Annotated in this window: 29 protein-coding genes; 15 read left to right on the forward strand and 14 right to left on the reverse strand. The window is 53.3% G+C overall.

Translation table 11 applies throughout. The features are described from left to right. The first annotated feature begins 8 nt into the window (after nt 1-8). The gene (locus tag HNV11_RS17430) at nt 9-1,250 is read left to right on the forward strand and encodes an MFS transporter (protein WP_171740874.1); all 1,242 of its coding nucleotides are present in this window, start codon (nt 9-11) and stop codon (nt 1,248-1,250) included. Nucleotides 1,251-1,332: 82 nt separating this feature from the next. Continuing rightward, nucleotides 1,333-1,866 (forward strand): hypothetical protein, encoded by a 534-nt coding sequence (locus HNV11_RS17435; protein WP_171740875.1) that lies wholly within the window; start codon nt 1,333-1,335, stop codon nt 1,864-1,866. Between the two features lie 4 nt (nt 1,867-1,870). On the opposite strand, the gene HNV11_RS17440 is transcribed toward HNV11_RS17435, so the two are convergent. From HNV11_RS17440 to HNV11_RS17445, 3 genes are all read right to left on the reverse strand, one after another. Next, nucleotides 1,871-5,392 carry a carboxypeptidase regulatory-like domain-containing protein gene (locus tag HNV11_RS17440; protein ID WP_240163528.1) on the reverse strand — a complete coding sequence of 1,174 codons (3,522 nt, stop codon included), beginning with the start codon at nt 5,390-5,392 and terminating at the stop codon, nt 1,871-1,873. 250 nt (nt 5,393-5,642) lie between these two features. After that, entirely contained in the window at nt 5,643-5,771 is a 129-nt protein-coding gene (locus HNV11_RS24095) for a hypothetical protein (RefSeq protein ID WP_262889948.1), read from the reverse strand. Nucleotides 5,772-5,822: 51 nt separating this feature from the next. Beyond that, the gene (locus HNV11_RS17445) at nt 5,823-6,116 is read right to left on the reverse strand and encodes a putative quinol monooxygenase (protein WP_171740877.1); all 294 of its coding nucleotides are present in this window, start codon (nt 6,114-6,116) and stop codon (nt 5,823-5,825) included. 109 nt (nt 6,117-6,225) lie between these two features. On the opposite strand from HNV11_RS17445, the gene HNV11_RS17450 reads away from it, so the two are divergent. Continuing rightward, nucleotides 6,226-7,197, forward strand: coding sequence for an aldo/keto reductase (locus HNV11_RS17450; protein ID WP_171740878.1), 972 nt, complete (start codon nt 6,226-6,228; stop codon nt 7,195-7,197). Here HNV11_RS17450 and HNV11_RS17455 read toward each other — a convergent pair. Further along, nucleotides 7,109-7,975, reverse strand: a complete 867-nt coding sequence (locus HNV11_RS17455) for a sterol desaturase family protein (protein ID WP_171740879.1) — start codon at nt 7,973-7,975, stop codon at nt 7,109-7,111. The genes HNV11_RS17450 and HNV11_RS17455 overlap by 89 nt on opposite strands. Before the next feature lie 219 nt (nt 7,976-8,194). Then, the gene (locus HNV11_RS17460; protein WP_171740880.1) at nt 8,195-8,902 is read right to left on the reverse strand and encodes an SDR family oxidoreductase; all 708 of its coding nucleotides are present in this window, start codon (nt 8,900-8,902) and stop codon (nt 8,195-8,197) included. Nucleotides 8,903-8,995: 93 nt separating this feature from the next. On the opposite strand from HNV11_RS17460, the gene HNV11_RS17465 reads away from it, so the two are divergent. Both HNV11_RS17465 and HNV11_RS17470 read left to right on the forward strand, forming a co-directional pair. Next, nucleotides 8,996-9,943 carry a tryptophan 2,3-dioxygenase family protein gene (locus HNV11_RS17465; RefSeq protein ID WP_240163530.1) on the forward strand — a complete coding sequence of 316 codons (948 nt, stop codon included), beginning with the start codon at nt 8,996-8,998 and terminating at the stop codon, nt 9,941-9,943. Between the two features lie 57 nt (nt 9,944-10,000). Continuing rightward, a complete protein-coding gene (locus HNV11_RS17470; protein ID WP_171740881.1) occupies nt 10,001-11,188 on the forward strand; it encodes an ATP-binding protein in 1,188 nt (395 codons plus the stop codon). Nucleotides 11,189-11,201: 13 nt separating this feature from the next. On the opposite strand, the gene HNV11_RS17475 is transcribed toward HNV11_RS17470, so the two are convergent. Continuing rightward, complete coding sequence (locus HNV11_RS17475) at nt 11,202-11,726, reverse strand: YdeI/OmpD-associated family protein (protein WP_171740882.1); 525 nt, start codon at nt 11,724-11,726, stop codon at nt 11,202-11,204. A 15-nt stretch (nt 11,727-11,741) separates the two neighbouring features. Continuing rightward, entirely contained in the window at nt 11,742-12,767 is a 1,026-nt protein-coding gene (locus tag HNV11_RS17480) for a helix-turn-helix transcriptional regulator (RefSeq protein ID WP_171740883.1), read from the reverse strand. Between the two features lie 140 nt (nt 12,768-12,907). Between HNV11_RS17480 and HNV11_RS17485 the strand changes: the two genes are divergently transcribed. The 7 genes from HNV11_RS17485 (at nt 12,908) to HNV11_RS17515 (ending at nt 17,275) form a co-directional block, all read left to right on the forward strand. Then, the gene (locus tag HNV11_RS17485) at nt 12,908-13,339 is read left to right on the forward strand and encodes a pPIWI_RE_Z domain-containing protein (protein ID WP_171740884.1); all 432 of its coding nucleotides are present in this window, start codon (nt 12,908-12,910) and stop codon (nt 13,337-13,339) included. Between the two features lie 300 nt (nt 13,340-13,639). Continuing rightward, entirely contained in the window at nt 13,640-13,891 is a 252-nt protein-coding gene (locus HNV11_RS17490; RefSeq protein ID WP_240163532.1) for a hypothetical protein, read from the forward strand. 125 nt (nt 13,892-14,016) lie between these two features. Continuing rightward, a complete protein-coding gene (locus tag HNV11_RS17495) occupies nt 14,017-14,478 on the forward strand; it encodes a pPIWI_RE_Z domain-containing protein (protein ID WP_171740885.1) in 462 nt (153 codons plus the stop codon). A gap of 25 nt (nt 14,479-14,503) precedes the next feature. Then, the gene (locus HNV11_RS17500; RefSeq protein WP_171740886.1) at nt 14,504-14,854 is read left to right on the forward strand and encodes a VOC family protein; all 351 of its coding nucleotides are present in this window, start codon (nt 14,504-14,506) and stop codon (nt 14,852-14,854) included. Between the two features lie 111 nt (nt 14,855-14,965). Beyond that, nucleotides 14,966-15,214, forward strand: coding sequence for a DUF433 domain-containing protein (locus HNV11_RS17505; RefSeq protein ID WP_171740887.1), 249 nt, complete (start codon nt 14,966-14,968; stop codon nt 15,212-15,214). Further along, nucleotides 15,211-15,567 carry a DUF5615 family PIN-like protein gene (locus tag HNV11_RS17510; RefSeq protein ID WP_171740888.1) on the forward strand — a complete coding sequence of 119 codons (357 nt, stop codon included), beginning with the start codon at nt 15,211-15,213 and terminating at the stop codon, nt 15,565-15,567. The genes HNV11_RS17505 and HNV11_RS17510 overlap by 4 nt, the downstream gene beginning before the upstream one ends. Nucleotides 15,568-15,652: 85 nt before the next feature. Beyond that, nucleotides 15,653-17,275, forward strand: a complete 1,623-nt coding sequence (locus tag HNV11_RS17515) for an amidase (RefSeq protein WP_171740889.1) — start codon at nt 15,653-15,655, stop codon at nt 17,273-17,275. Nucleotides 17,276-17,365: 90 nt separating this feature from the next. On the opposite strand, the gene HNV11_RS17520 is transcribed toward HNV11_RS17515, so the two are convergent. After that, nucleotides 17,366-17,692 carry a type II toxin-antitoxin system VapC family toxin gene (locus HNV11_RS17520; RefSeq protein WP_240163534.1) on the reverse strand — a complete coding sequence of 109 codons (327 nt, stop codon included), beginning with the start codon at nt 17,690-17,692 and terminating at the stop codon, nt 17,366-17,368. Between the two features lie 9 nt (nt 17,693-17,701). Next, the gene (locus HNV11_RS17525; protein ID WP_171740890.1) at nt 17,702-17,920 is read right to left on the reverse strand and encodes a hypothetical protein; all 219 of its coding nucleotides are present in this window, start codon (nt 17,918-17,920) and stop codon (nt 17,702-17,704) included. 271 nt (nt 17,921-18,191) lie between these two features. Here HNV11_RS17525 and HNV11_RS17530 point away from each other — a divergent pair, with 271 nt between their 5' ends. After that, nucleotides 18,192-19,124 carry an HNH endonuclease gene (locus tag HNV11_RS17530; protein ID WP_171740891.1) on the forward strand — a complete coding sequence of 311 codons (933 nt, stop codon included), beginning with the start codon at nt 18,192-18,194 and terminating at the stop codon, nt 19,122-19,124. A 273-nt stretch (nt 19,125-19,397) separates the two neighbouring features. Further along, nucleotides 19,398-19,733 (forward strand): nucleotidyltransferase domain-containing protein, encoded by a 336-nt coding sequence (locus HNV11_RS17535; RefSeq protein ID WP_171740892.1) that lies wholly within the window; start codon nt 19,398-19,400, stop codon nt 19,731-19,733. A gap of 98 nt (nt 19,734-19,831) precedes the next feature. Here HNV11_RS17535 and HNV11_RS17540 read toward each other — a convergent pair whose 3' ends face one another. From HNV11_RS17540 to HNV11_RS17560, 5 genes are all read right to left on the reverse strand, one after another. Continuing rightward, nucleotides 19,832-20,371 (reverse strand): Uma2 family endonuclease, encoded by a 540-nt coding sequence (locus HNV11_RS17540; protein WP_240163537.1) that lies wholly within the window; start codon nt 20,369-20,371, stop codon nt 19,832-19,834. A gap of 59 nt (nt 20,372-20,430) precedes the next feature. Further along, the gene (locus tag HNV11_RS17545; protein ID WP_171740894.1) at nt 20,431-22,299 is read right to left on the reverse strand and encodes an SLC5 family protein; all 1,869 of its coding nucleotides are present in this window, start codon (nt 22,297-22,299) and stop codon (nt 20,431-20,433) included. Between the two features lie 19 nt (nt 22,300-22,318). After that, nucleotides 22,319-22,657: a YrdB family protein gene (locus tag HNV11_RS17550; protein WP_171740895.1), complete on the reverse strand. Its 339-nt coding sequence runs from the start codon at nt 22,655-22,657 to the stop codon at nt 22,319-22,321. 8 nt (nt 22,658-22,665) lie between these two features. Beyond that, a complete protein-coding gene (locus tag HNV11_RS17555) occupies nt 22,666-23,835 on the reverse strand; it encodes an LLM class flavin-dependent oxidoreductase (protein ID WP_171740896.1) in 1,170 nt (389 codons plus the stop codon). An 80-nt stretch (nt 23,836-23,915) separates the two neighbouring features. Beyond that, on the reverse strand, nt 23,916-24,752 hold the full coding sequence (locus HNV11_RS17560) for a fumarylacetoacetate hydrolase family protein (RefSeq protein WP_171740897.1): 837 nt from the start codon (nt 24,750-24,752) through the stop codon (nt 23,916-23,918). A gap of 94 nt (nt 24,753-24,846) precedes the next feature. Between HNV11_RS17560 and recO the strand changes: the two genes are divergently transcribed. Continuing rightward, nucleotides 24,847-25,539, forward strand: a complete 693-nt coding sequence (recO, locus tag HNV11_RS17565; RefSeq protein WP_171740898.1) for a DNA repair protein RecO — start codon at nt 24,847-24,849, stop codon at nt 25,537-25,539. Nucleotides 25,540-25,592: the final 53 nt, after the last annotated feature.

The raw sequence follows: 25,592 nt of genomic DNA on the forward strand, positions 1-25,592 counted from the left end.
CTTCATCCATGCCGCAACCCAAAACCGGCCGAGACAACCGGCTGGCGCTTATCTACACTATCATCCTGATCGACGTTATTGTGGGTTCGGCGGTGGGGCCAATCCTGCCGGAGTTCGTTAAAGGGCTGCAGCGGCCGCAGGTATGGCTGGCAGCCGGTACGGCGCTGTTCCTGGGGATTCAGCTTTTTTCGGCTCCGCTCCTTGGCAAGTTATCCGACGGGTATGGTCGCCGACCGATTTTCATTGTCTCGGCTGTGGGTACGTTCCTCGCCGATCTGCTACTGTTGCCGGTGCGGGTTGGGTTTTACTTCGCTAACCGCCTGAGCGACGGCACGACCAATGGAATGTATGCGACGGTCCGCTCGGCTATTACGGACATTTCGCCGAAAGAAAAGCTGTTCAAAAACCTGGGCATCGAAGGCGCCATTATCTCACTGGGATTTGTCATCGGACCGGCGGCTTCGGGTCTGCTGCTTACTGCCTTCGACGTGGTGCAGGGCGAGCAGGCGCGGTTTGTGGCCGGAATGGCGGTTTGCCTGTCGGGACTGAACATGCTGCTGAGCTGGACGATTGGTGAAACTCACCCCAACCCACCAGGCGTCGAACCGGCCGAACTGCGCCGGGAACTCGCCAACTCGCTCAACGTTCACACCCTCTGGTCGCGCCTGACGGTCAAAGACAGGCAGCACTCAGGTCTGAAACGTCTGGTGCTGATGCAGCTCGCGCTGACCCTCGGCACGGGTTATTACAATTACTTTGTTCCCTTCGTGAGCCTGGGGCGGCTACAGATGGATGCCAGATCCATTTCGTACCTGTTCATGTACTTCGGGGGCTTGAGCATTGTGATCAATTACGTCTTCTATACCTACCTCGCCGACCGGATTAACCAGCGCAAAGCTATTGTTTGGTTCGCCATCTTAGGGGCTCCGGTCCTCGCAGGTTATGGCCTGACCGGCACGTCGCGGGTTTGGTTTTACGTCCTGACGACCATCGACTGTTTGACGCTTTCACTGATTCAGGGATTGATTGAGGGGCTGATGGCCCAGCGAACTACTGACGACGACCGGGGCGAAGTTTTCGGGATTAATCAGGCCCTGCAGGGACTGGCCAGTTTTACCACGACGCTTGTATTCGGAGCGTTATCACTGGTTGATCTGCGGCTTCCGTTTGGGTGGTTCGCGTGCTGCTTGGCGATGGTCGCCTGGCTGGCGACGCGTCCGGAAAAGATTCCAAAACCCCAGACCGTCTGAGTAGTCTGACGGGTTTGGAATGGAGTAACTTTCGCGGGATTTTGTCTTTTAGTTTCTCCAACCGAGATCGTCCGAAGACGCTATGCGCGCTGCCTCCCTGCTTGTCTGTTTAGGCCTGTTAGTTCTGTCTGAATGTCAGCCGCGTGAGCAACCCGAACCAGTCCAGTACAACGTACCGGCCGAAGTTGAGCCCTATATCCTGTCGTTTCGGAACGAAGCCGCCAAACGGAGCTACCCGGTTTCGACCGCCAATCTGATTGTCTCGTTTGGAGCGCTGCCGCATACCGACGAATGTGGTCAATGCCAGCTACAAAGCGGCAAAACACCCCGTATTACGCTGAGTACCGCTGCCTCCTGCTGGCAGCAGCTCAGCGCGAACGAGCGCGAATGTCTGGTTTTCCACGAGCTGGGTCATTGTCTGCTGAGCCGCATCCACAAAACAGACCGGTTTCCGGATGGTACGTATGTCAGCCTGATGAATCCCGATAATACCGGCGTGTATGCTACCTGCCGCTATCCCATCAACGAGAACGACTGCGACAAGCGCCCCCGACGTACCTATTACGTCGATGAATTGTTCAACCCCGCTACGCCGAAGCCGGCTTGGGCCAGGTAGAGCTTCACTGCACCCGGACCAGCGAAACTTTCGTGACGGGACGCCCTTCGATGGTTACGCCCTGCAGGGTTATGCGTAGAATCCGCACTACGTCCGATAATGGGAATAGCAGTTGGGTCTTCCCGTTGGCGTCCGTCTGAATGAGTGGTTTCCAGTACAGAACATCCCGGCGATCAACCCGCGCCAGTACGTCCGGATTCATATCGCCGGGTTGATCATAGCGTGGTACGTAAAACTCCCGCTGTACCGATGGATAGCCAATGAGTTGAAGCGGGATCGACCCGGCTTTGGGTTTCCTGTCGGACTGAGCAGTGCGCCAGCTTTTCGTGTAAAAGGCAATCACGCCGTTGGCACCCCGAACGCCGTAGATACCGGCCGAACCAGCGTTTTTCAACAACTCCGCCCGTTCAATATCGGCCGGATTGAACGTCAGCAGAGCCGTTCCGGGTTCACCCTGGACCGGTATGCCATCCATTAAAAACAGCGGCTCCGTGCTGCCCATAACGCTGCTGACACCCCGAACCAGCACCCGGTAGCCGGACTCACCCTGTAAGACGTTCACGCCCGCCAGCCGCCCCCGAATCATTTCGTACAGGTTAGCGTACTGGCCGGTTGTTCCATCAAACATGATGGTTGCGTCGGCTGTATTATGCAAGCTTCTCCGCTGAATATCATCGGGACGCTCTTCGCGCTTGCGCGCCCGAACAACTACCTCTTTCAGGAGCTTCGCCGTTTTGTCTCGGTACCCATCGGGATCGGCTTCCTGCCGGATGCGGGCGGCTTCCAGCTGCGCCTGTAGAGCCCCCCAGTTCACGGCTGTATCGGCCCCGACTTTCGGCCACGTAAGGCCAGCGCGTTCGAGCACGATTCGGGCGCTGCCGGTCGGCAGATTTTTAAAGTCACGGTCTGTCAACTGGGCGATCAGCGACAGTGTGTCGGCAATGGCCAGCCCCGCCAGCCGGAAACGTCCGTGCTCATTAGCGCCGGCCGAGCGCACAAACGACTGACCAGCCGCGGTGGAAGCCAGCATAATCTGCACACCGGGCATGGGTTGATTTTTACTGTCCAGTATCCGGCCAATGACCGACACGCCCCCCAGCAAATCGGTACTCGGCGTACCGCTCACCCGGCGCCAGCCCTGCGTCAGGAGCAGATCATCCAGCGCCCGGCGCGTCTCTGGCGTTGTATTTTCCAGATAGAAATTCGGCTGTTCAACCCGCCCGCGCAGCTCACCGGTCAGCAGCAGATGCGTCTGGATAGTAGCTCCTGCGGGATCGTCGGGAATCTGTCCCGCATCGGTGATTGAGGCCGACAACGTTGCCACAGCCGGCAGACCATCGTCGGTCAGCGTCAGGTTGACGGTCACCAACTCGCGGGGCTGGTAACGCGCTTTGTTAATGGACAGTAAAATCTGCACGGGAGGCAGCCGTTCGGGAATGAACACCAGCCGTTCGGCCTGCGGACGCGCGGCAGCATCGTACAGCGTTACCTGAACCAGACCCACCGGCAGCGATGCCACGGGCAGACTCACCTGCGCTACCCCGTTTTGTAACAGAAGTTTTAACCGTTCGACTAACTGCCCCCGGTGCTGAAACAGAATATAAGCCGAATCCGGCTGCGGGCGGACCGCTTCGGCAACGCGGAGGATCAACCGGCTGGTGTCGCTCACCATGTCGGCCGAAAGCGTCAGGCCGTTGGGCACAACGGCGGGCAACGGCACCAACTGCTGCTGACCGGTCTGGTTAATTTCGGCGTAATAGTTCCGGCCGGTCTGGGGCGTCAGGACAAGGCTGCCCATGCCGAGCGGATTCGTGGTAAATCGCCCCGCTTCGGTGCCTATATCGTCCACCAACCGACCCGATACCGGTTTTCCCCGGCCATCCGGCCCAATCACCTTAACGCCTAGCCGCGACGACAGACCAGCTACCCAGCGTCCGCCTTCGGGCAGGACCTGCACATCCAGAGGCTGCCGGGCGGTATCAGTCGCGGCTACCGTCGAATTGTGCACCAGATTATACACCGCCACCGATCGCTCAAAGGCAGGCCGGTGCTGCCCCTCGTCCTCATCGGTATACGCCCGAAGCCGATACTGACCCGAACTCAGCGAATCGGACAAACGGAAGTTGCCAACGGCGCGACCGTTTATTACGTGCAGCCACTGATGTTGCACCAGCTTACCCGATGGTGCCAGCAGATCGACCTGTATGGCGGTTTCGCCCACGGGCAGGCGCTGGGTGGGTGCATCGAGCAGATACGCACTCAGCCACATCCGGTCGCCAGTGGCGTAGAATGGCTTATCAATATGCACGAACAGCGTCGGTGCGAGCGTACGGAATCGTTCGGTAAAGGCGGTTGCGATACGGCCCAGCCGCGCATCGGGCAGCAACAGCTTGCCCTGCAGAGTCCGGGGCGCATTGGCGGCCAGATCAGTACCGGGCCGCAGACCGCCAGTTTCCGTGGGCTTCCAGTCGGCGGGCAACAGCGTCGATAGCCGGTCATCGGCGAGTGATCCTTTGACTTCCATGCCATTGGGCGACGTAATCCAACCTTCGGTCGTAACCTGCATGGCTCGATTGGGCAGCATGATCTGGGAATACGCATAGCGGGCGTCGCGGTAGGGCGAAAAACCCGACGACGCGCCAGTGAAGAAGACAACCAGCGGCATTATCGACACGAGCTGCCGCTCGAAGGAAAGTTTACCGGGCCGAATCAGCGCGCTGTCGATTGGCAGCAGGTGTTTGTGTTGTTTGATCGCATCATATAGCGTCGCCGGGGTTCCAATGGTTGTAATCGGCTTGGATACGTCTTCCCGATACACCAGAAAGCCTTCCTGCTCATACGTACCCGCGATCAGACTGGCCATCAGGTGACGTATCGACCCCCGATAGGCGCGCATCCGGTTGCGGACAAACCGACTGGCCTGCCGCTCATCGGTAGCGGGTAGTTCTTCGAAACGGGTCGAACCGGCGTAGTACACGCCCTGCAGCGACCCCTTAAAATAAAGCAGGTCGTAGTAAAGCCGGTAGCCTAAGGCCTGGTTTTCAATCACAAGCGGTTCGGCCGCGCTCGCAAGCAGATGACCATCCTCTTCGGTAAAGCTGAGCGCGTGACTGTTCGTGATCAGGCACTGACCGCCAAACGGCTCACCAAATAATTGCTGCCGGAACCGCCGAAGCTGCCGCTGCCAGACGCGATCTTTGCTTTTGGCCTTCACCGTTACGCCCGCCAGCGCCCGATTATCCGGCTTGAGCCGAAAGCTGATGCTTCGGGGTTGTGGACTGTCAATCCGGAGTATCTGGCGGGCCGCCTGGTAACCCAGAAACGAAGCCACGACTTCTACTGTGCCGAGCGGCACCTTCGCGAGCGTAAACTGCCCGTTTGCATCGGTGACGGCGCCGTAGGTTGTATTGTTCAGGTAAACATTGGCGAAGGGCAGTGGTTTGCCGGTGGCCGCGTCCAGCACCTGCCCCGTAAGCGTAACCGTTGGCGTCTGGCCACAGGCGAATTGGACAAGTCCTATACTCATCCAACTTAGGAATAAGCAAATGAGCAAAGGTTGGCAGCGCATACCGAATAACGGGCTAATTACCTGATTCCTAAAGGTGGCCAAAGTACTGATTTTACCTATTCTACAACCAGACAATGCGCTTTTGGTAGCGGCTTTTCGAGCATGGATTCGCTCCCAGTTGCCTAACAAAAAGTCTCCGCTCCTGGGCGGAAGCGGGAACACCTTAACGAATTCAGATTATATACTGAAGCAATTAATAGCCGGCGTTTTACTGAAGGCCCCACAACTGCACTTCGTTGATTGGAATCGGCAGAACCGGGATCGGATCCCCTGAATTGGTTGTGATGCTCCGGCTTTGCGCAGCGACCCGAATCTGGTTCAGGATGTCGCAAGTCATTGCTTTCAGGCCAAATAGTCTAAACGTAATAGAGGGATTTCGGCGAACGGACTACAGGACTTCGAGCTGCTCAGCAGAGAATGCCACCGCCCGATCAGCGAATAAAGCTTTGGTTGCCGCCCAGGTTGTGCGGAACAGATCGCTTTGGCGGTAGGTTTCGAGGGCGTCGGCCGAATCCCACAAACTATAGGTCATGCGCACCGATGGCTGGTCGGGATCGCGCAGCAGTTCGAGATGCCGGTTGCCGGGAAAAGCCCGAATGTGCTGCTTGGAGCTATCAAAAATAGCGTGGAATTCGGCAAGCTTTTCTTCCCGAAAGGTCATGCGGACAATGCGAACAAGCATACGTTTGAACTAAGTTTGCGGCTCGTAGTTAGAAATGGGTATGCCTGACAGAAGCACGCCTGGTTGTTCAAACTACGGGTTATAAACCACAAACTACAAACCTTACACCATGAATTACCGCACATTTGGCCGTACAGGCTGGAAAATCTCTGAAATTGGCTATGGCATGTGGGGCCTTGCCGGCTGGACTGGCTCCGACAAGGAGGAAGTTCTTCGGGCGCTGCAGCGCTCTGTTGAACTGGGCTGCAACTTTTTCGATACAGCCTGGGCCTATGGCGACGGCGTCAGCGAAGAGATTCTGGGCCAGCTGTTAAAACAGAATCCCGATAAAAAACTTTATGCCGCTACAAAGATTCCGCCGAAGAATCGCAAATGGCCGTCCAAACCCGACTTTTCCATTGACGATGTATTCCCGGCCGACTATATTGTTGAATACACCGAAAAAAGCCTGAAGAACCTAGGCGTCGAAACCATCGACCTCCAGCAGTTTCACGTCTGGGAAGATGGCTGGGCCGAACGTGAGGAATGGCAGCGGGCCATTGAGCAACTTACCGAGCAGGGTAAAGTGACGGCCTGGGGTGTTTCGGTCAACCGCTGGGAACCAACCAACTGCCTGAACACCCTGCGCACGGGTAAGATCGATGCCGTGCAGGTCATTTATAATATCTTCGACCAGAATCCCGAAGACGAACTGTTCCCCCTCTGCCGCGAACAGAATATTGGCGTAATTGCCCGCGTTCCTTTCGACGAAGGCACCCTGACCGGTACGTTCACGAAAGAAACGACTTTCCCCGACAATGACTGGCGCTCAACCTACTTCGTACCCGAAAACCTGAACAGTAGCGTAGAGCACGCTAATGCTCTGAAACCCCTTGTTCCGCAGGGGATGACAATGCCTGAAATGGCGCTGCGGTTCATCCTGAGCAATCCCGATGTGCATACCACCATACCCGGCATGCGCCAGATCCGGAACGTAGAAGCGAACACCGCCGTTAGCGACGGGCGCGGTCTTCTGCCCGAACTGTTGCAGGAGCTGAAAGGCCACCGCTGGGATCGGACACCAACCGAGTGGTCGCAGTAGCCAACGCAGCAACCCGACTGGTGTCCGGTCGGGTTGCTTTTGCGTATGCATCGTCATAGTCCGGGCGCAGCGTCCCCATCATTCGGTCCCAAAAGGTAAAGTACAGCCCATAGTTCCCATCAAAGTGTTTGTGGTGCTGATTGTGGTTCACCGACGTGCTGATCCAGCGTCCAAGCTTGGTATTTTGAAAATTAGCGGGTAAGATCTCATAGCCCAGATGTATATATACGTCGTGCAGGACTGAAAACGTAAAAAAGAGCATCACCGCCGACCAGTGTACCGGCAGCGAAAACGTAATCAGCAGAAGAATCGCAGATTCGAAAAGGGCTTCCAGCGGATGAAACGCATAGGCAGCCCAGGGCGATGGGTTTGTTGAGCGATGATGCACCAGATGCAGGAATCGGAATACCCGGGGGTGATGAATGAACCGGTGCATCCAGTAAAAGTAGGTATCATGCAGCACCAGCATATAGACTAGGGTAAACAGGTAGTAGCCCAGGCTGTACTCGTGGCGATCCAGATACACCCGGTTCACCGGCACCAGCACCGTCAGCGATAAAACGGCAACGGTAGCCATAATAACGATCGACTGAGCCGAATACAGGATCTCGCGTTTATAATCCCCGGCCCTGGGGTCTTTCGACTGAATCTTACGTCCCTTAAACCGCCCCTTCCAGAGCCAATAGAATAGTCCATAAGCTACGCCCGTAGCCAGCGCATATTTAAGCCCAACTGCAAAAATCGCCGATAACCACTGCTGGATCGTTATTGTCCCCATGCCTTCCTTAAGTTAGCCGTATTATTTCAACTATCCGTGAATGTAAAACAGGGAATTGGTTCTAGCTCAGACTATGCGGTTTTTCTTTGCTTACCCTGTAGCATACGGTTATGAAATTGACTAAGTGGACTTTATAAATGATGATGAATGATAAATGAAGAATGATGTTATTCTCTATGAGAGACGAATCACTCCTCGTTTATCATTCATCATTAACGCTTAGTACTCCTGCTCCAGCGGGTGAACCATGAACTCATCGATGACGACGTGTGCGGGGCGGCTGACAATGAACAGCATCGACTCGGCCATATCTTCTTCTTTGAGCCAGTTCTTCGATGTTTCGTGACCGTGGCCCTTGTCGTGGAAATGCGAATCCACCAGGCCCGAATACACCCCCGTTACTTTAATCCCAAACGGGCGCACTTCTTTACGTAAGGCCCCCATGAACGCTTCCTGGGCATATTTGCTGGCCGTATAAAGTGACCCTCCCGCAAACGTCCGCTTGGCGACGTCTGAGGCTACGACCACAATATGCCCCGATCCCTGCGCTTTCAGGTTGGGCAGAGCGGCTTTCGTCAGCACAAACGTTCCTTTTACGTTCGTTGCCATGAGGGCATCCCATTCCTCAACGGTGATTTCATCCACGTTCTTGAAAACGCCATAGCCCGCGTTGTTGATCACCACGTCGATCCGGCCAAAGCGATCAAGAGCCGTGTTCACCACCGCCTGCATATCGGTTTCGCTGGCTACGTCACCGGCCACCGCCACAATTTTGCCGTCTCCTTCGTTTTCTAATTGGTTCAGGTCGTCGGCGTTGCGGGCAGTGGCCACCACGTTCGCGCCGTTCCGGGCCAGCAACAGGGCGGTAGCGCGGCCAATTCCCCGCGACGCACCAGAAATAATGATTGTTTTGTTTTCTAAAGACATTGTCTGAAAATTTACCCGCTTCGGCGGCCTTGCGCAAAGATCGCAAAGAAATTTAAGCGCCCCCTATTTAACCCATTAATGCCTTGACTCAACATGACTACGCCTGATTCGTTAGCCGATAAACTCAACCAACTGGAGCGCAAATTTGCCGCCATGGGTCAGGATATGGCCTCTTACCTTGAAGGTCTGCTTCAGGCCGATTACCTGACCTATTGGGATTACGTCCATCTGGAAACGCTGCTGTCGTTACAGACGCCCAAAACGGCCTACCCCGACGAACTGGTGTTTATTACGTACCACCAGATTACGGAGTTATACTTCAAGCTGATTCTGCACGAGATTAACCAGATCGCCAACGCCCAGCCGTTAACGGCCGACTTTTTCGAAGCCCGAATGCAGCGCGTGAACCGGTATTTCGGTCTGCTGGAGCAATCGTTTGGCGTAATGATTACGGGTATGGAGCGCGAGCAGTTTCTGAAGTTTCGCATGGCCCTGCTGCCGTCGAGCGGCTTTCAGTCGGTGCAGTTTCGGGAGATTGAAATCCTTTCAACCGACTTTAGCAACCTGGTAGTTTCGGAGGAGCCAATCACCCACGATACGCCGATTACCGATCTGTATGAGTCGATCTACTGGAAGCGGGGCGCTACCGAACTGGCCACCCAGCAAAAAACGCTGACGCTTCGCCAGTTTGATAAACAATACAGTTCGCGGCTGATCCGGCTGGCCGAGGAGTATCAATCTAAAAACCTGTACCAGCGCTTTAAGGAACTGGAAAATGCCGGAACCGCAACCGACGGGTTGGTTACGTCCCTACGCGAATACGACTGGAGCGTGAATGTCCGCTGGAAGCTGGTGCACCTGCGCTCGGCGGTGCAATACCTGCATAAAGAACCGGAAGATATTAAAGCAACGGGTGGCACCAACTGGCAGACGTATCTTCCCCCTGTTCAGCAGCAGCGCGTATTCTTCCCCAGCCTATGGTCAACCGCCGAGTTGCAGAACTGGGGCCAGTCAAGCCGACTACCGAGTAACCAAAATTAATATAGTTAAAATTTACTCAATATAATTCTTAATTTTACTCAATACGCTGAGTAAAATATGTTCGAACGAAAAGAGCTTTCTCAATTAAGGAACCGCATAGCTGAGCCACGGCGTTTCATACAGGTTATTATGGGTCCGCGTCAGATTGGCAAGACTACCTTGGTCAGACAATTAGCAAAATTGCTAACCATGCCTGTTCATTACGTCTCGGCTGATGGCATCGGGGCAGCCAACAGCGTCTGGGTAGAGCAGCAATGGGAAACAGCCCGGTTTCTGTTACGAAATACAGGTGGTTCTGAAGGAGTCCTGATTATTGATGAGATACAAAAAATTGATGACTGGGCAGAAGTAGTTAAAGCACAGTGGGATAAAGATACCTTCGATGAACGGCCCCTGAAGCTGATTCTGTTAGGATCGGCGCGGCTACTTCTTCAACGAGGGTTGAGCGAATCGCTGGCTGGTCGCTTTGAAACCATTCAACTGACCCACTGGACGTTACATGAAATGGAAACGGCTTTTGGCCTGACACCGGATCAATACGTCTGGTTTGGTGGCTACCCTGGTGCAGCTTCGTTAATCAACGACGAATCCCGCTGGCGAGAATATGTTCTGAACGCTCTTATCGAAACGACGCTTTCAAAAGATATCCTGATGCTAACCCGCGTTGATAAACCAGCTCTGCTTCGGCAGTTGTTTGAGTTGGGGTGTAGCTACTCCGGACAGATTTTATCGTACACAAAACTGCTCGGTCAATTACAGGATGCAGGAAACACAACAACGCTTACTCATTACACGCAGCTCCTCGACTCGGCCGGACTGCTCAGCGGTCTTGACAAATATACGATTGACAAAGCCCGACAACGCGGGTCTATTCCCAAATGGCAGGTACAAAATTCTGCTTTATTCTCAAGCTTCGCGCCGGTGACATTTGAGCAGGTTCGGTCAACACCAGCCGAATGGGGCCGCTGGGTAGAAACTGCCGTAGGTGCACATTTATGCAGAGCAGCCCGTCTGGGCGAAGTTGATTTATTTTATTGGCGAGACGGTAATGACGAAGTTGATTTTGTCATTCGACGCGGGCGTCAGATCGCTGGGTTTGAAATCAAAAGTGGCCGTTCACAAAAGGCTCCGGGCATGGCGGCTTTCCAGCGTAAAACCAATGCCGATAAAGTTCTGCTTGTCGGCAACAGTGGCATTCCCTGGGAAGAGTTTCTGCGAACCGACGTAAAGCTACTCTTTGACTAACTAGCCAAATCCTTTACTCTTTACGGCTCTTAAAATGACGGATCATTTCGCCATAGCCCATGCCTAAGGCTAACCCCGTTACGGCCTGGGTGATACGTTTGGTTTTGGTTTCAACCGTTTTGGCGTCTTCAATCCAGTTACTGAAATAATTCTGGTGCCCTTTGCTGAGCTGATTGAAAAAGGTCAGCGCCTTCGGGTCGTCTTCCAGACACGCCATCAGATCGGCCGATAGGGGCATGGGCGCATCATCCAGTTCGAGCGTAACCTGTACGGTAGCGCCCTTTTCTTTACGTATGCCCCGGCGCATGACGGCGTTGACGCCCATGATGAACGCGCTATCTGCACTGCCCGCCTGCCCCATCGGGATCAAAGCAACCCGCTCAAGGACGTACTCATCCAGCTTTCCTTTTACACGGAACGAAGTTTTCTGGCCGGGCCTGAGGGCTTCGGTTACGGTAATCGGAATCTCAATATACGTCCAGCGGGTTTTCTCGCCGTTGGCGTCGAAGCGTTTGAGCAGGGCGGTAAAGGTAGGCATCGTGTGTTTGGATGATTAATACCGCGCCAGCGTAGCCCGCAGCGATTCGGTCAGTTCCTGCACCAGACTTTGTGGCTGCAGCACCTTCAGGTGATCGCCATAACTCCGCAGATGCATCAGCAGATCGCGGTTGGGAGCGAGCCGCAGCCGCACAATACATTCGGTGTCGGTATCGCTGATGACCTCCTGCGTCTGATGAATCGGCTTTGCTTTTACGTACCGACCGAACAGGGGCGAAAACGACAGCACAATTTCTTCGACGGGCCCGCTGCTGTCGGTGATGCCGTAGATGTGCTCGAACAACTCGCTGACGTTGGTCAGAATAGCGGACGGCACGTCGCAGGGATCGTCCAGCATTTCCAGCTCACTCATGCGGTCGAGCGCGAAGGTTTTTTCGCGACCGCTGGCCGCGTCGTAGCCGATTACGTACCAGCTATCCCAGACTTCACGTAATAAAATCGGGTGCAGAATCCGCAGTTTTGGCCGTTCCTCGTCGGGCGTGGGGTTCTCGTGTTTACTGTATCGGAAAGCCACCTGCCGGTTCTGGTTGACGGCCCGAATCAGCACCGGTACGTACTGCCGGTTACCACCCAGAATTTTCTCCTCGACATACACAACCCGGCGCGTAGTACCCGTGGCGACACCAGCATCTCGCTTCACCTCACGGATGATGTCCAGGCTCTGCCGCACCCGCTGCAGGGCGTTGTCCAGTTCATTCGCGACCGAAGCGCCCTGCGTTGCCGCCAGCACCTCGCTGGCCTGCTCCATAGCCTCCATATCGTCGGGGGTGAGCATCAGCTTCAGGAGCCTGAACTGCGGGTTGGTGTAGTAGTAGCCGTTACGTCGCTTGCAGTAGGCAATGGGCGCGTCGTGGTCTTCGCGCAGTCGTTGAATGTCTTTTTCCAGCGACGAAATGGACCGAATGCCGCATTTGTCCTGGCAAAGTTCAAACAGACGCTGCTTGGAATACTGACGCGGATACCGGCTGATGATCTCATCGATCAGGCGGTAGCGCTGGAAGGCCGAACGGGTAATAGGCATAGGGCGAAATTGTCAGGACATAACTGGTGATTGATGCCGCTAAGCTACTGACAAAATATTTTTCACAAAAAAGAAGGACGGAAAAAGATTACGTTTTCCCCGGTAGAACTTTGTTCTGTGAATTTTAAACAACGATACAAATGAACACGCTCTTTCAACCCAAGCCACAGAACGAATTTCGGACCCTGTATCCGGCTGCTCAGCGGTCCGCCAGACGCGCAACGCTGTCAGCTCAGCAACTCCTGGACATTGAACTAGGGCTGTTTCTGCTCTCGCAGCTTTTGCCCACGGCCCCACCCGATGCCTTGCCGAATCTGCTGACCGACACTAACACGTCCTTCCTCGACCGCCCAACCTGGACACCCAAACAACTTCGTCTGCTGAACCGGGGACGGGCTATGCTGAGCCATATTCAGCAGAACAGTGTATGGAACGCCATGCTGGATGCCTACGTAACGGTTCCCGAGCGGCTCCAGGCGTATGACATCAGCAGCGACCGCAGTCGATTCAGCGAAAAAACCGTTGGTTTTTTCCGGAATCGGATTCTTACGCTTCGCCAGACCGTCGCCTAAACCACTGACAGGCATCTGTATAGACCACTACTACCGGCTAACACTGAACATATCGACTGAACTGATTCTGGTTACTCGTCGGGAAACCCCCGTTTTATGCGATGCGCACGAACGATACTGATCTATTCCCTATCCAGTACGGTCGGGATGGCGGCACGCACCGTTCGACGGCTTGTCCGATGGCGTAACACCCTACAACAGTTCGTGCGCAACAGGCACAGACCGACCTGAATCAGTCTCATCAATAAAAAACCCGGTGCCCGCCGTTGCCGAATTTGGTACAGGATTCAACAGATAACAATGATGAATACATCTCTGAAGCCGCTTACGTCATCCGCTGTTCTGCGGGCGGCCACCACGTTAATTTTAGCCGAAGGCGGCACAAGCAGCTTAATCGTGAAGCAATTTCTGCTTAATCAGGGCTATCAGGCTTATGAAGCGGAGGTAGCCAGGTGTTTGTTTCTGCTGGCTTTACAGGAAGGCTGGACCATTCAGGATAACGGTCTGTTTCGGGTGTATTACTTCCCTACCCCCGGCACGTCGCCCCAATAGGCCGTCGCCTGAACAGGCGACGAAAAAAAGTTTTACGCCTAAAGAACAACGTAAAAAATTTACGTTCTCAGGGTATCATCTTTGACATGAACAACGGCCCTGACGAACACTAAATAACAAGACTAATGAACACTGCATTAACGTCCGCCTATCCCACCGTACGCCCGGCCCTGTCCAGCCTTCTGCGCTGGCAGGAGCCGCTGGCGACCCGGCTGCGTCACCGTCATACGCTGCCCGGCATGGTGGCGAACCGACTCCTCAATGTAGAGCTGGGCTTGTACCTGCTGGCGGAGTTGCTGCCCCTGTGCCCGCCCCTCTCCCTCCCCGACCTGCTCAACGGTCTGGGTGCCGCCTACAAACAGCGACCAATCTGGTCGCCCCGTCAGCACCGGGCGCTAAGCCAGGCCCGAATCCTGCTGGCTCCTTACCGCGACCGCACCGTCTGGTACAAGGCGCTGGACAAATACGCCACGCTGTCGCCGGAAGTACGGGCGTTTTCAATCAGCGTGCGGGGCGGCTGGAACCCTCAGGTTAGCGGCTACGTCCTCCGCGAACGGATGCAGTTGTTTCAGGGCGCGCTGGCGTAACGATCAGCCAATAATCTCTATTATCATGAAGTTTCTCTCGATCGAGCCATTTGTGCCCTCTGGCAATGATTTTGAAGGGTCAAAGCAGTTGTTTCAGGCGTTAGGCTTCCACTCAAATTGGGACGCTGGCGATTACGTTGGCTTTGAGCGGGACGGTTGCAAGTTCATTCTGCAGAAGTATGACAATGTCGCGTTTGCCGAAAACCTGATGCTCAGTGTACGGATCAGCAATGCCGACGAATTCTGGCGGGACGTAACGGATAAACAACTTTCTCAAATATTCGGTATCCGGATCAGCAAACCGATCGATCAGCCCTATGGCCGGGAAGTGAACCTTATCGATCTGGCCGGCGTATGCTGGCATTTTGTGGAATAAGGCTATCGTGCCTCCACGCGTAGCTAGTGAACAGAATGCCCTGCGGGTGCTCGTTAAGCAGGTTTACAATGTTCGTAACACATTTGCTACCTTTGTAAAAATACGTGTTACATGAACTGGCAGGAGTATATAGTTGCAGATGAAGAGGTCTTGTCGGGAAAGCCAACCATTAAAGGAACGAGACTATCCGTTGAATTCCTGTTGGAACGGCTGGCCGACGGCTGGACTGAACAGGATCTGCTGGATAACTATCCGCGTTTAACCAGGGAAGCGCTACAGGCCATGTTTGCTTTTGTTCATGCTAACGTAAAAGATAATCTGTTGCTGTTTCCTCCTCACAATTTGCGTCGGGCTTCATGAAATTTCTGGCCGACGAAAACTTCCCGATTACTTCCTTTCGCATTCTACAAACGGCAGGCTATGACATCAAACACGTCGCGTTCGATATGCCAAGTATCGCCGACGTAGATATTGCTGAGCTTGCGATTGCCGAACAACGAATCATTCTCACCTTCGATGGCGATTACGGCACCCTAATATTCAAATTCGGCTACCGCCCACCCGGTGTCATCTACTTTCGTCTGGTCAATATAACCGCCGACGAACCCGCTTACATCCTGATTAACATACTGAAAGAGGGATACTTGATCGACAACATGCATACGGTTGTTGAGAACGACAAGATTCGTCAGCGTCGGATATCTCAGGGATAGTGAGGCTTTTGGTAATGCTCTAAATGTAAAAGCATCTTAACTTAAGGCCAGCTTACAGAATCAGTGTATCATTTACCCGCCTTTTATGAACAGACGGAGCTTCATCAAGCATAGTTCAGTCGTTTCCGTATCAGCCACTTCATTGGCCGCAGCCTCCTGCTCTTCTCCCAAAGAAGCCGAAGCAACCGACAATTCCAGACCATTTGACGACCAGTTCGAACTAAACGAATTTACTGTTTCCGACCTGCAACAAAAGATGCAGTCGGGCGAGTACACGTCCGAAGCCCTTACCAAACTCTACCTCGACCGTATCGAGGCCATCGACAAAAAAGGCCCCGGCCTGAACGCCGTGATTGAAGTCAACCCCGACGCGGTGACGATTGCCAAAGCGATGGATCAGGAGCGCAAGGACGGTAAGGTGCGCGGCTCCATGCATGGCATTCCGGTACTCATAAAAGATAATATCGACACCGGCGACCAGATGATGACCACCGCGGGTTCGCTGGCCCTGGAAGGCCATAAAGCCGCCAAGGACGCATTTATTGTCGCTCAACTACGGAGGGCCGGAGCCGTCATATTGGGCAAAACAAACCTGAGTGAATGGGCCAACTTCCGATCAACCCGCTCCACCAGTGGCTGGAGCAGCCGGGGTGGACAAACGCGCAACCCGTATGTACTGGACCGGAATCCAAGCGGTTCCAGTTCAGGGTCCGGCTCGGCGGCATCGGCCAACCTGTGCGCCGTGGCGGTCGGTACCGAAACCGATGGCTCCATCATAGCCCCCGCATCGCATTGTGGTCTGGTTGGTCTTAAGCCAACCGTCGGGCTGGTCAGCCGGAGCGGCATCATTCCCATCTCGCACACACAGGACACCGCCGGACCAATGACGCGAACCGTAACCGATGCCGCCATTTTGTTGGGTGCGCTGGTGGGTGTTGACCCGTCCGATGCCGTTACGCTCGAAAGTCGAGACAAAAGCGTGACCGACTACACCCAATTTCTGAAAGCAGATGCGTTACAAGGCAAGCGCATCGGGATAGAGAAAGCTTTTTTGAAAGGGCATGAAGGCGTCGTCGGTCTCTACAAAGAAGCCATAGCGGTATTGAAGAAACAGGGCGCTACGGTCGTCGAGATTGAGCTGATGAAGGGGCTTGGCGAGACGGGCGGAGCCGAGTTTACGGTCTTGCAATATGAGTTTAAAGACGGCGTAAACCGCTACCTGTCAACAGCCAACGCGCGGGTTAAGTCCTTATCTGACGTAATTACCTTTAATAAGGAGAACGAAGCCAAAGCCATGCCCTTCTTTAAACAGGAAACCCTCGAAAGCAGCGAAGCTAAAGGCGATTTGACGAGTAAAGAATACACCGATGCGCTCGCCAAAACGCGAACCTGGGGCAAACGCATCGACCAGTTGATGACGGCAAACAAGCTGGACGCCATCGGCGGGACCAGCATTGGCTTTGCGGGTTGCATCGACCTCATCAACGGCGACTACGACACCGGCTTTTATTTCTGCCCACCAGCCGCTATGGCCGGTTACCCCCACTTAACCATCCCGATGGGTAACGTGCACGGCCTTCCAGTAGGCTTGTCCCTTATCGCCGGTGCGTATCAGGAAGAGCAGTTATTTGCCATAGGCTACGCCTACGAGCAAGCATCGAGGAAACGAACGCGGCCTAGATTTGTGAAATCGTTGATTCCGGGGTGATTAGCACAGTTAAGTTTTACCAGATGATCGTTACCCGGTCTGTGTAATAACCGAAGTGTTCATCAGCGCTAATTAGAGGAATTTGTTCTGCTAATGCCGTTGCCAGCAACAACCGATCGAACGGGTCACGACGGACCGTGGGTCACGATGGTCTGCTTGCAACGGAATATCATTGTATCGGGCAATGTGTCGGGTTGAAAGCGGCAACAATTCAAAGCCGTCGCGTTTTAGCTGCTCAACCAATTCGTCTGTCGTAATGGGCAAATCAGGTAGTTTATTGACCTTCTGCTTAATCGCAATTTCCAATAAACTGACGACGCTAACGTAAATAGTGCCATCCTGGAGAGCATGCCGAGCCGAAGTTGAAAGCTTCGCTGGGCTGACCAGCGACCAAACAAAAACCTGTGTGTCGATCAAATAATCCCATTACATGTAATCCGCGAGATCATCGAGTGGCTCGTTAAAGTCATCGGGTAAACTATACTTACCGTTCCAGCTACCCAGCCGTACTCCTTTACCAGTCGCTTTTGGTCGTTTATCATTTTCCAGAAAAGTGACAATCACAGGTACATCATGATCAATAGGTGGGACTTCGTCTAAGATGATCGTCCCGTTTCGATAGGTTCCCGAAAGCGTTGTCAGCATTGTATTGTCCGTTTCTTTCTCAAATTTACTAAAAGCTAACTGACTTGCATGCAAAGTACTAGTGGGCCTGTTGACTGGCTTCTCCCTCATCGCTGGTGCCTATCAGGAAGGGCCGTTACTCGCTATGGGCTACGCCTACGAGCAAGCATCGAAGAAGCAGGTTCAGCCGAGATTTTTGAAATCGCTGATTTCAGGGTGATAAATGATAGATAGTTTTAAAAGCGGCTTTTACGGTTATGGGGTTTTACATTAAGTTGCTTATATTAAGCGGATGGAGTATTATTTAGGCGTGACCGATTGGCGTTGGTATAATTATTTGAGCAGCCGTACCCCAGAAGATGTTAATTTTTGGCAACCTGGAGGTAAGATTGCATTCCGAGCGCTTAAACCAGGTGGTGCATTTCTGTTTAAACTAAAGCATCCCTATAATGCTATTGGAGGGGTCGGTTTTTTTACCGCTCAAAGCCAACTTCCACTTTCATTAGCTTGGGATGCCTTCCAGTTACATAATGGATTTGACTCAATAGACCAGTTTCGAGCCGTAATTCAGACATACCGTAAAACCTCCGAGCGAAATCCAACCATTGGTTGTATTGCCTTAACCAATCCTATATTTTTCCGTAGGGAAGACTGGATACCCGTGCCTGAGAATTGGGCTAATAGTATTGTACAAGGTAAAAAATATAGCACGAGTACCAGCGTAGGAGCAAGTTTGTGGAAACGAGTTGAGACAAGGCTTGCTAGCTATCTCATAACAACTCCTACAAAGCAAGAGTCATTTTTAGTAGAGGATGAGGGACCACATTATGGGAACTCTGTGTTAAGAAAAGTACGAATTGGACAGGGCGCTTTCCGACTTTCGGTTATCGATGCTTACCAAAAACGATGCGCAATTACCGGTGAGAAAACATTACCTGTGCTGGAAGCCGCTCATATTAAGCCATTTTCAGAATCGGGCCCAAACCAAATAGCTAACGGTATGTTACTACGTTCGGACATGCACAAATTATTCGATGACGGCTATATAACAGTTACGCCTGATTACAGGGTTGAGGTAAGTAAACGAATTAAAGAAGAGTTTAGTAATGGTCGTGAGTATTACCAATATCATGGTAAACAGCTAGTCATTTTGCCTGAGCTAGACTTTAATAAGCCTTCAACAATTTTCCTTGATTATCATAACAGCACAATCTTCCGTTCATAGCGCAGCCGTTATACATATTTAAGATAATAAGTTAAGTTCGTCAACGGTATCGCGCTATACACAAAGTGCACCAACCTTTATTAATCCACCAGCTAGTTGTTTTGCTCCGCTTTAGCAGATCAAACAGGTCGCGCTCCTCATCCGTCAGGCAGCGAGGCACCAACCAAGCCTTGATTTGTATACGCTGGCTCATTAGCTATAGAATATAAATAAGCCAACATGCCTGCTTGTTGCAGAGATTAGGGAAAATAGTCCAAAACAGTACTTTTTGGTATGCAAGACCCGATTAATCCGGCTATTGAATCTATCGTTCGTGAATTCAAAGCGGCTCTGCAACATCTCTACGGCGAGCGGTTACGGGAGGTAATTCTCTTTGGCTCATATGCCCGTGGGGACTATGATGAGGAGTCCGACATCGATTTGCTGGTAGTGCTTAATGATAAAGAGGTCAACGCGATCAATGAAGTATTCAAGCTAAGCGACCTTACGTTACAGTTTGTTTTACAATATGGCAAAGCCGTCTCAGTACTGCCCGTAGCGAGTCAAAAGTATCGAAGCTCGTTGATGCCTGTGTACCAGAATGCTCGTCGCGAAGGGCTACATATATGAAAGAACTTGTGCAGAAATACTTTGACCATATTGAGTCGGTCAGAAGCATAAATTATATCTGCAAGACTTAATTTATTTTACGTTCAGCGTTTCAAAAACTATTGAGCGAACATATCAGCCACGGCAAATTGCAACTCGGGCACAACGGGAGCGGCCGAAATTATATCCTGGCCTTTGTAGGCTTTTGATTCGTCGGGTGAGGTGTAGGCAAAGATTTTCTGCCGTTTGGGAGCGATATACCAGACCAGTTGGGTGCCACCGTCGAAGTAATCCTGTAGCTTATCCAGCACGTCCTCGTACGATTCGGAATCAGATAGAATTTCAATCGCAAATAACGTGTTTACCCGCTCACCCCGACGAATTGCCTGATGCTGATTAGCAGTGACATACAGTAAGTCAGGCACGCGCTTCCTGGCACCGTCCACGTATGAATCGCCTTCAGGCATCAATGTATGCCCTGATTGAAAGAGCTGCGTTTTGATGAATTGTCTTCTTAAAAAATCGGCGATGTAAAATTCATCTTGTTTCATGGCGGGTTTAGGAATGATGCGGCCCCGCACAAATTCATAACTCCCTTCGTGCGGGTGCTGACGCTCCCACTGCTCAAACTCATCAACTGTCTGCAGGTGGGTAGGCATAGCGGAGTTAGCTGGCGTTGCGATCATAACGGGTACTTTGACTTTTGTCATTAACGAATCTACGCAAAATAATACAACACCCCTACGCTGACGGATGTTAGCAGACCAGCCCAGAGAAGGTCATTATTGAATGATGAATGATGAACGGTAAGCGATGAACGTACTGTAGCTTCGCCCTTTCGCTCCGGTTCGGCGTCCCGATTCACCCTTTCACTCTTTAGGAAAAGTCCGAACGTAGCTAAAGCCGCCCAGATGGCGACGCTTTGGGGGGAGAAGCCTCCCAGAAAAACCAGCCCGATAAATACGGCCTGCACCAGCAGGAATAAGCCAACGACCCGGGCTAATTGCCCCGCATTAATGTCGACGCGCAACCGCTCGAAGCCTTCGGGCCGGAGGTTCGGGAAGACGGTTCGGCTAAGCGAGATGAGCGTCGTCAGGGTTAGCAGAAACGTCAGAAACACGCGGTGCATGAAGTTGAGCTTCTCGCCAAATACGGACGCTACGTCTGGGTTTGTACCGAGGAAACTGTTGTAGATGAACTCGGTCAGCAGACCGTAGAACGGAGCCGCAGCCATGGCGACGACAGCCGCCCGCGCCGATGCGCCCCGCCAGAGGACGCCTACAAAAAAAGCGACCATGATGCCCGGCGTAAAGTAGGACAGCTGCGCCGAGACTTTCAGCATGAAGTTGTTGGTGCGGTCGGGTGTATACGTCCATAGCGCGAGGCCGATACTGGCCACGACCATCACCAGAATCATCAGCCGGCCGAAGCGCACGATCTGTTTGTCAGTAGCCTTCGGGTTGACGTATTTTTGGTACACATCGACTGTCAGCAAGGTCGTAGCTGCGTTCATCATCGAATCGACCGACGAGAACGTAGCGGCCGTGAGTCCCGCCAGAATCATCCCGACCAAGCCCGTTCCGTGCGGAATCACAGTTTCGACCAGTTTCAGAAACGCATTGTCGGAGTTGAAGTCCATGCCCCCGCCAACGGTAGCCGCTAAGCGACTCTGGAAGAGGTAGTACGCAGCGACACCGGCCGAGATGCTGAAAAACGGAATGGTCAATTTCAGAAAGCCGCTGGCAATAATGCCTTTACGAGCGTCGCTGTCGGAGTTAGCGGCCAGGACGCGCTGCACCAGAAACTGGTTGGTTGAGAAGTTAAAGCAGTGTTGCAGCAGCAGACCCGTAAAGACACCCGTCCACGGCAGGTTCGGATGATTGCTGGGCAGGTAGAGGTGCATTTTCTGCAACTCGCGGGGTTGAGCCGCGTCGAGGTGCAGGAGTCCCGTAAAGCCGCCGATTTCGGGCTGACTCAAGGTAAAATAGGCAACGGCCGTACCGGCCGCGAGCATCATAATGGTCTGGATGGTATCGGTCACGACGATGGACTCCATGCCGCCCCAGATCGTATAGGAGCAGGTAATCAGGCCAATCAGCAGCAGGCCGGTCGCATAGGACATATCAAAACCGGTTCCCCCAAACAGCCATTGGAGGGTGATGCTGCCGACGTAAAACGCGCCAACCAGCTGCACCAGAATGATCAGGATCAGCAGAATGGTATAGAGCAGCCGCGCTTTGTCGTTGTAGCGAACTTCGAGGTACTGCGACAGCGTGAACACGTCCAGTCGACGGTAGGATGTCAGGAACACAAAGCACAGCAGCAGAATGGCCGGAAACACAATCTCGTAATGCGCCTGCACGAACCCAATCGAATAGCCGATGCCCAGCATCCCGATCAGGTGAAACGAACTGACGTTCGTCCCAAACACCGATCCGGCCACGGCCCACCAGCGAATGTTCCGGCCCGCCAGAAAGTAGTCTTCAGCGGTCTTTTTCCGTAGGGCAATAATAATCCCGGCCGATGGCATAATCGCCAGCATCAACACAAGAACAACAATATCGATGGTTTGAAGTTGGCTTAACATGAATAGAGAGTGAAATAGGCTACTGCTTAAGCCACAAAGCGATGACTTCGCTTAGTAGTACAAACGCCATAAATATACCGGCCGGCGTTTGATGGCCCGCTTTAAACCATAGGAAAGCGGTAGTGCTAAACATTGCCAGTTTGAATACAGTCAGGTAGGGAAACGGAAGGCGATGATCTGACTTTGGCGCAGCAAAATATCCCCATAAGACGATAGCGATGAGCGGTAGTCCAATAGCCAGCGCATATTTCCAACCTATGCTCCTACCGGTCTGATAGCCGAAAGCACCCAGCATGTAGAGCATGCACAGCTCCAGCGAAAAGGCCAGCACCTGATTAATCAGCTTTATGATTGTCATAACAGGGTTTAGTAGGCTAACTGACTATACGTCAACGGGGTTGCGGGTGTTTCGGTTGGTCTACGGCTCTGCACATCGCCCAGGCGGACATTAGGCAGATGCGGTAAAACCAGTTTACCGAAGTATTCACATTCTTCGATGAGTGGATAGCCCGAGAAAATGAACGCCCGGATACCCATGTCCATATAGCGGTTGAGTTGTGCGATAATCTGCTCCGGCGTGCCAACCAGCGCACCGCCCGCCCCCGACCGCGCCCGGCCGATACCAGTCCAGAGAATGGGCTCGACAAAGCCGTCTTCGTCGGCTTCTTTACGCATCTCGTCCTGTCGCAGAACGCCCAGCGATTTACCGTCCTGGGTGCGTTGCTTAAGCGCTTCGGCCTGCTGCGCGTCGAATTTGCTCATCAGCAGCCGGGTATACGCCCGCGCTTCGGCTTCGGTTTCGCGCACCACTACGTGAATACGAAGCCCAAAGTCGATGGTCCGGCCATGGCGGTCCGCCCGCGCCGATACATCCTGCATGGTGGCATAAAGGCTTTCCTCTTTCTCAGGCCACATCAGAAATACGTCGCAGTGCCGGGCGCAGACCTCACGCGCGCCATCGGCAATACCGCCGAAATAGAGCAGCGGACCACCATTTTGCTGATAGGATTTTACGGGTTCAGCAGGCATATTTAGCTGACCGTAAACCGGTCCATCGTGTACGATACGGTCACCAGTCCAGCCCTGCCGGAGAATCTCAATGGTTTCGGTGCAACGCTGGTAGCGCGTAGGTCCATCCTCTTTGTAGCCGGGCAAATCAGAATTAATGATGTTAATAGTCAAACGACCTTCGAGCAGGTGATCGAGCGTACTGATGGCCCGCGCCAGCATGGGCGGATGAAACTCGCCCGTCCGGATTGCCACCAGTAAACTGATGTCGTGAGTCAACTGCGCCACGGCCGAGGCAAAGGCAATCGGCTCCTGCCCTACCACGTATGACGTTGGCAGGAGGATATTCTTGAATCCCTGCCGCTCGGCGGTCAGTAGAATGTCGCGGCAGTGTTCAAAACTACTCCGCCGGGTCGGGTCAAGCTGGCCCAGAAACTCGGTATCGCCCCCGCACAGATCGCAGAACCAGGCGATTTCGGCCACACGGTCGCTGGTGCGGACGGGAACAGATGTAATGGTTTGAAGCATCGGTTTACGTAAAAAGAAGAAAGCACCTTCGCGATAAGATGCTTCCCGGTGTTAGAATTTAAAATACGGCCGAACCGAACTCAACTGACTGTGTTCGTCAACGTGCCAATGCCGCCGATAGTAATGCTGATTTCATCGCCCGATTGCAGCGTAAAGCTATCGGGCGGAACAATGCCCGTGCCGGTCATCAGGTAACAGCCATAGGGGAATGAGCACTCCCGAAACAGGAACGATACCAATTCGGTATGTTGCCGCTTCATCTGATCAATGCCGATGCTACTCGTAAATACAGTCTGCTCATCCCGTCTTATCTCCAGCTCAATCTGGGTATCGGGGTCTATCGGCGTTTCGGGTACATACAGACAGGGGCCCAGGGCCGCGCTGCCGTCGTAGGTTTTAGCCTGGGGCAGATACAGCGGATTCTCGCCTTCGATACTCCGCGAACTCATATCATTGCCGCAGGTGTAGCCGACAATCCTGCCCGACGACGTAATGAAGAGCGTGAGTTCTGGCTCGGGTACGTCCCAGGTAGAGTCCTGCCGAATGCGAACGCCACCGCCCGGCCCGACAACGCGCTCGGGCGTCGATTTGAAGAAAAGCTCCGGACGTTCGGCGTCGTAAACCCGGTCGTAGAAATTATCGCCACCCGACTTTTTCGACTCCTCCATGCGGGCATTTCGGCTGCGGAGATACGTAACCCCGGACGCCCACACCTCCTGCCGACCGATAGGGGCCAGCAAGCCGGTTTCGGTCCAGGATCGATATTCGCCTGAGGCTTCCGACGAGGCTACCATCTGCTGCAGCCGGGCAAACAGATTATCCTGATTAACGAGTTGGTCCCATTCTCTGGTTTCGGCGCGGTAGAATCCGTCCTCATGCTCGATCACAATGCCGGACTGGGTTTTATAAAGTTTCATGTGTAGATCGGGTTTATCGGCCAATAATAACGGAATTAGGCGACTTTTACCCCTAAAAAAATGTTATCTTAGTCGATTCACTACGTCCCCATCCATGCTGCAAAAAACCCGGGGCATCGCGCTCAGCTATATCCGTTACCGCGAAACATCGATCATTGCCCGCGTTTATACCGAAGAATTTGGCCTGCAGAACTACATTATCAATAGCGTTCGCACGGCCAAAAGCAAAAACAACCGCATCGCGCTGTTTCAGCCGCTGACGCTGCTCGATATGGTGGTGTATTACAAAGACGACCGCGATCTGAGCCGACTGTCGGAGGTCAAAACAAGCCACCCCTTTCAGAGCCTGCCGTTCGACGTTGCCAAGTCGACGATGGCGATGTTCGTCATGGAGTTACTCAACAAGGTGCTGAAAGAAGAAGCTGGCAACCCGATTTTGTTCCGGTTTCTGGTCGATTCGGTGCTGTTTCTGGAGGAAGCAAGAACGAATTATGAAAACTTTCACCTCGCGTTTCTGCTGAAGCTGTCGTTCTTCCTAGGCTTTGGTCCGGAGTCGGCCCGCGAATTTGAGAGTCAGCTTCGTGAGAACGCCTATCCCTTCCTGCCCGACAATGAAATGGAGACGGCCCTGAACACCCTGTTACGTCAGCCCATCGGCACGCCTATCAAGCTGGCCCGCGCGGCCCGTAACGAGCTGCTCGACGCGCTGGTAGCCTACTACCAGATTCACATCGACACCATCGGCGAAGTAAAATCGCTGCCTGTTCTGCGCGAAGTATTGGGATAGAATATATACACAACAGCCTCTCCGTGTCCGGCGGAGAGGCTGTTGCATACTGA

This window comes from Spirosoma taeanense, from assembly GCF_013127955.1.
Lineage (GTDB): Bacteria > Bacteroidota > Bacteroidia > Cytophagales > Spirosomataceae > Spirosoma > Spirosoma taeanense.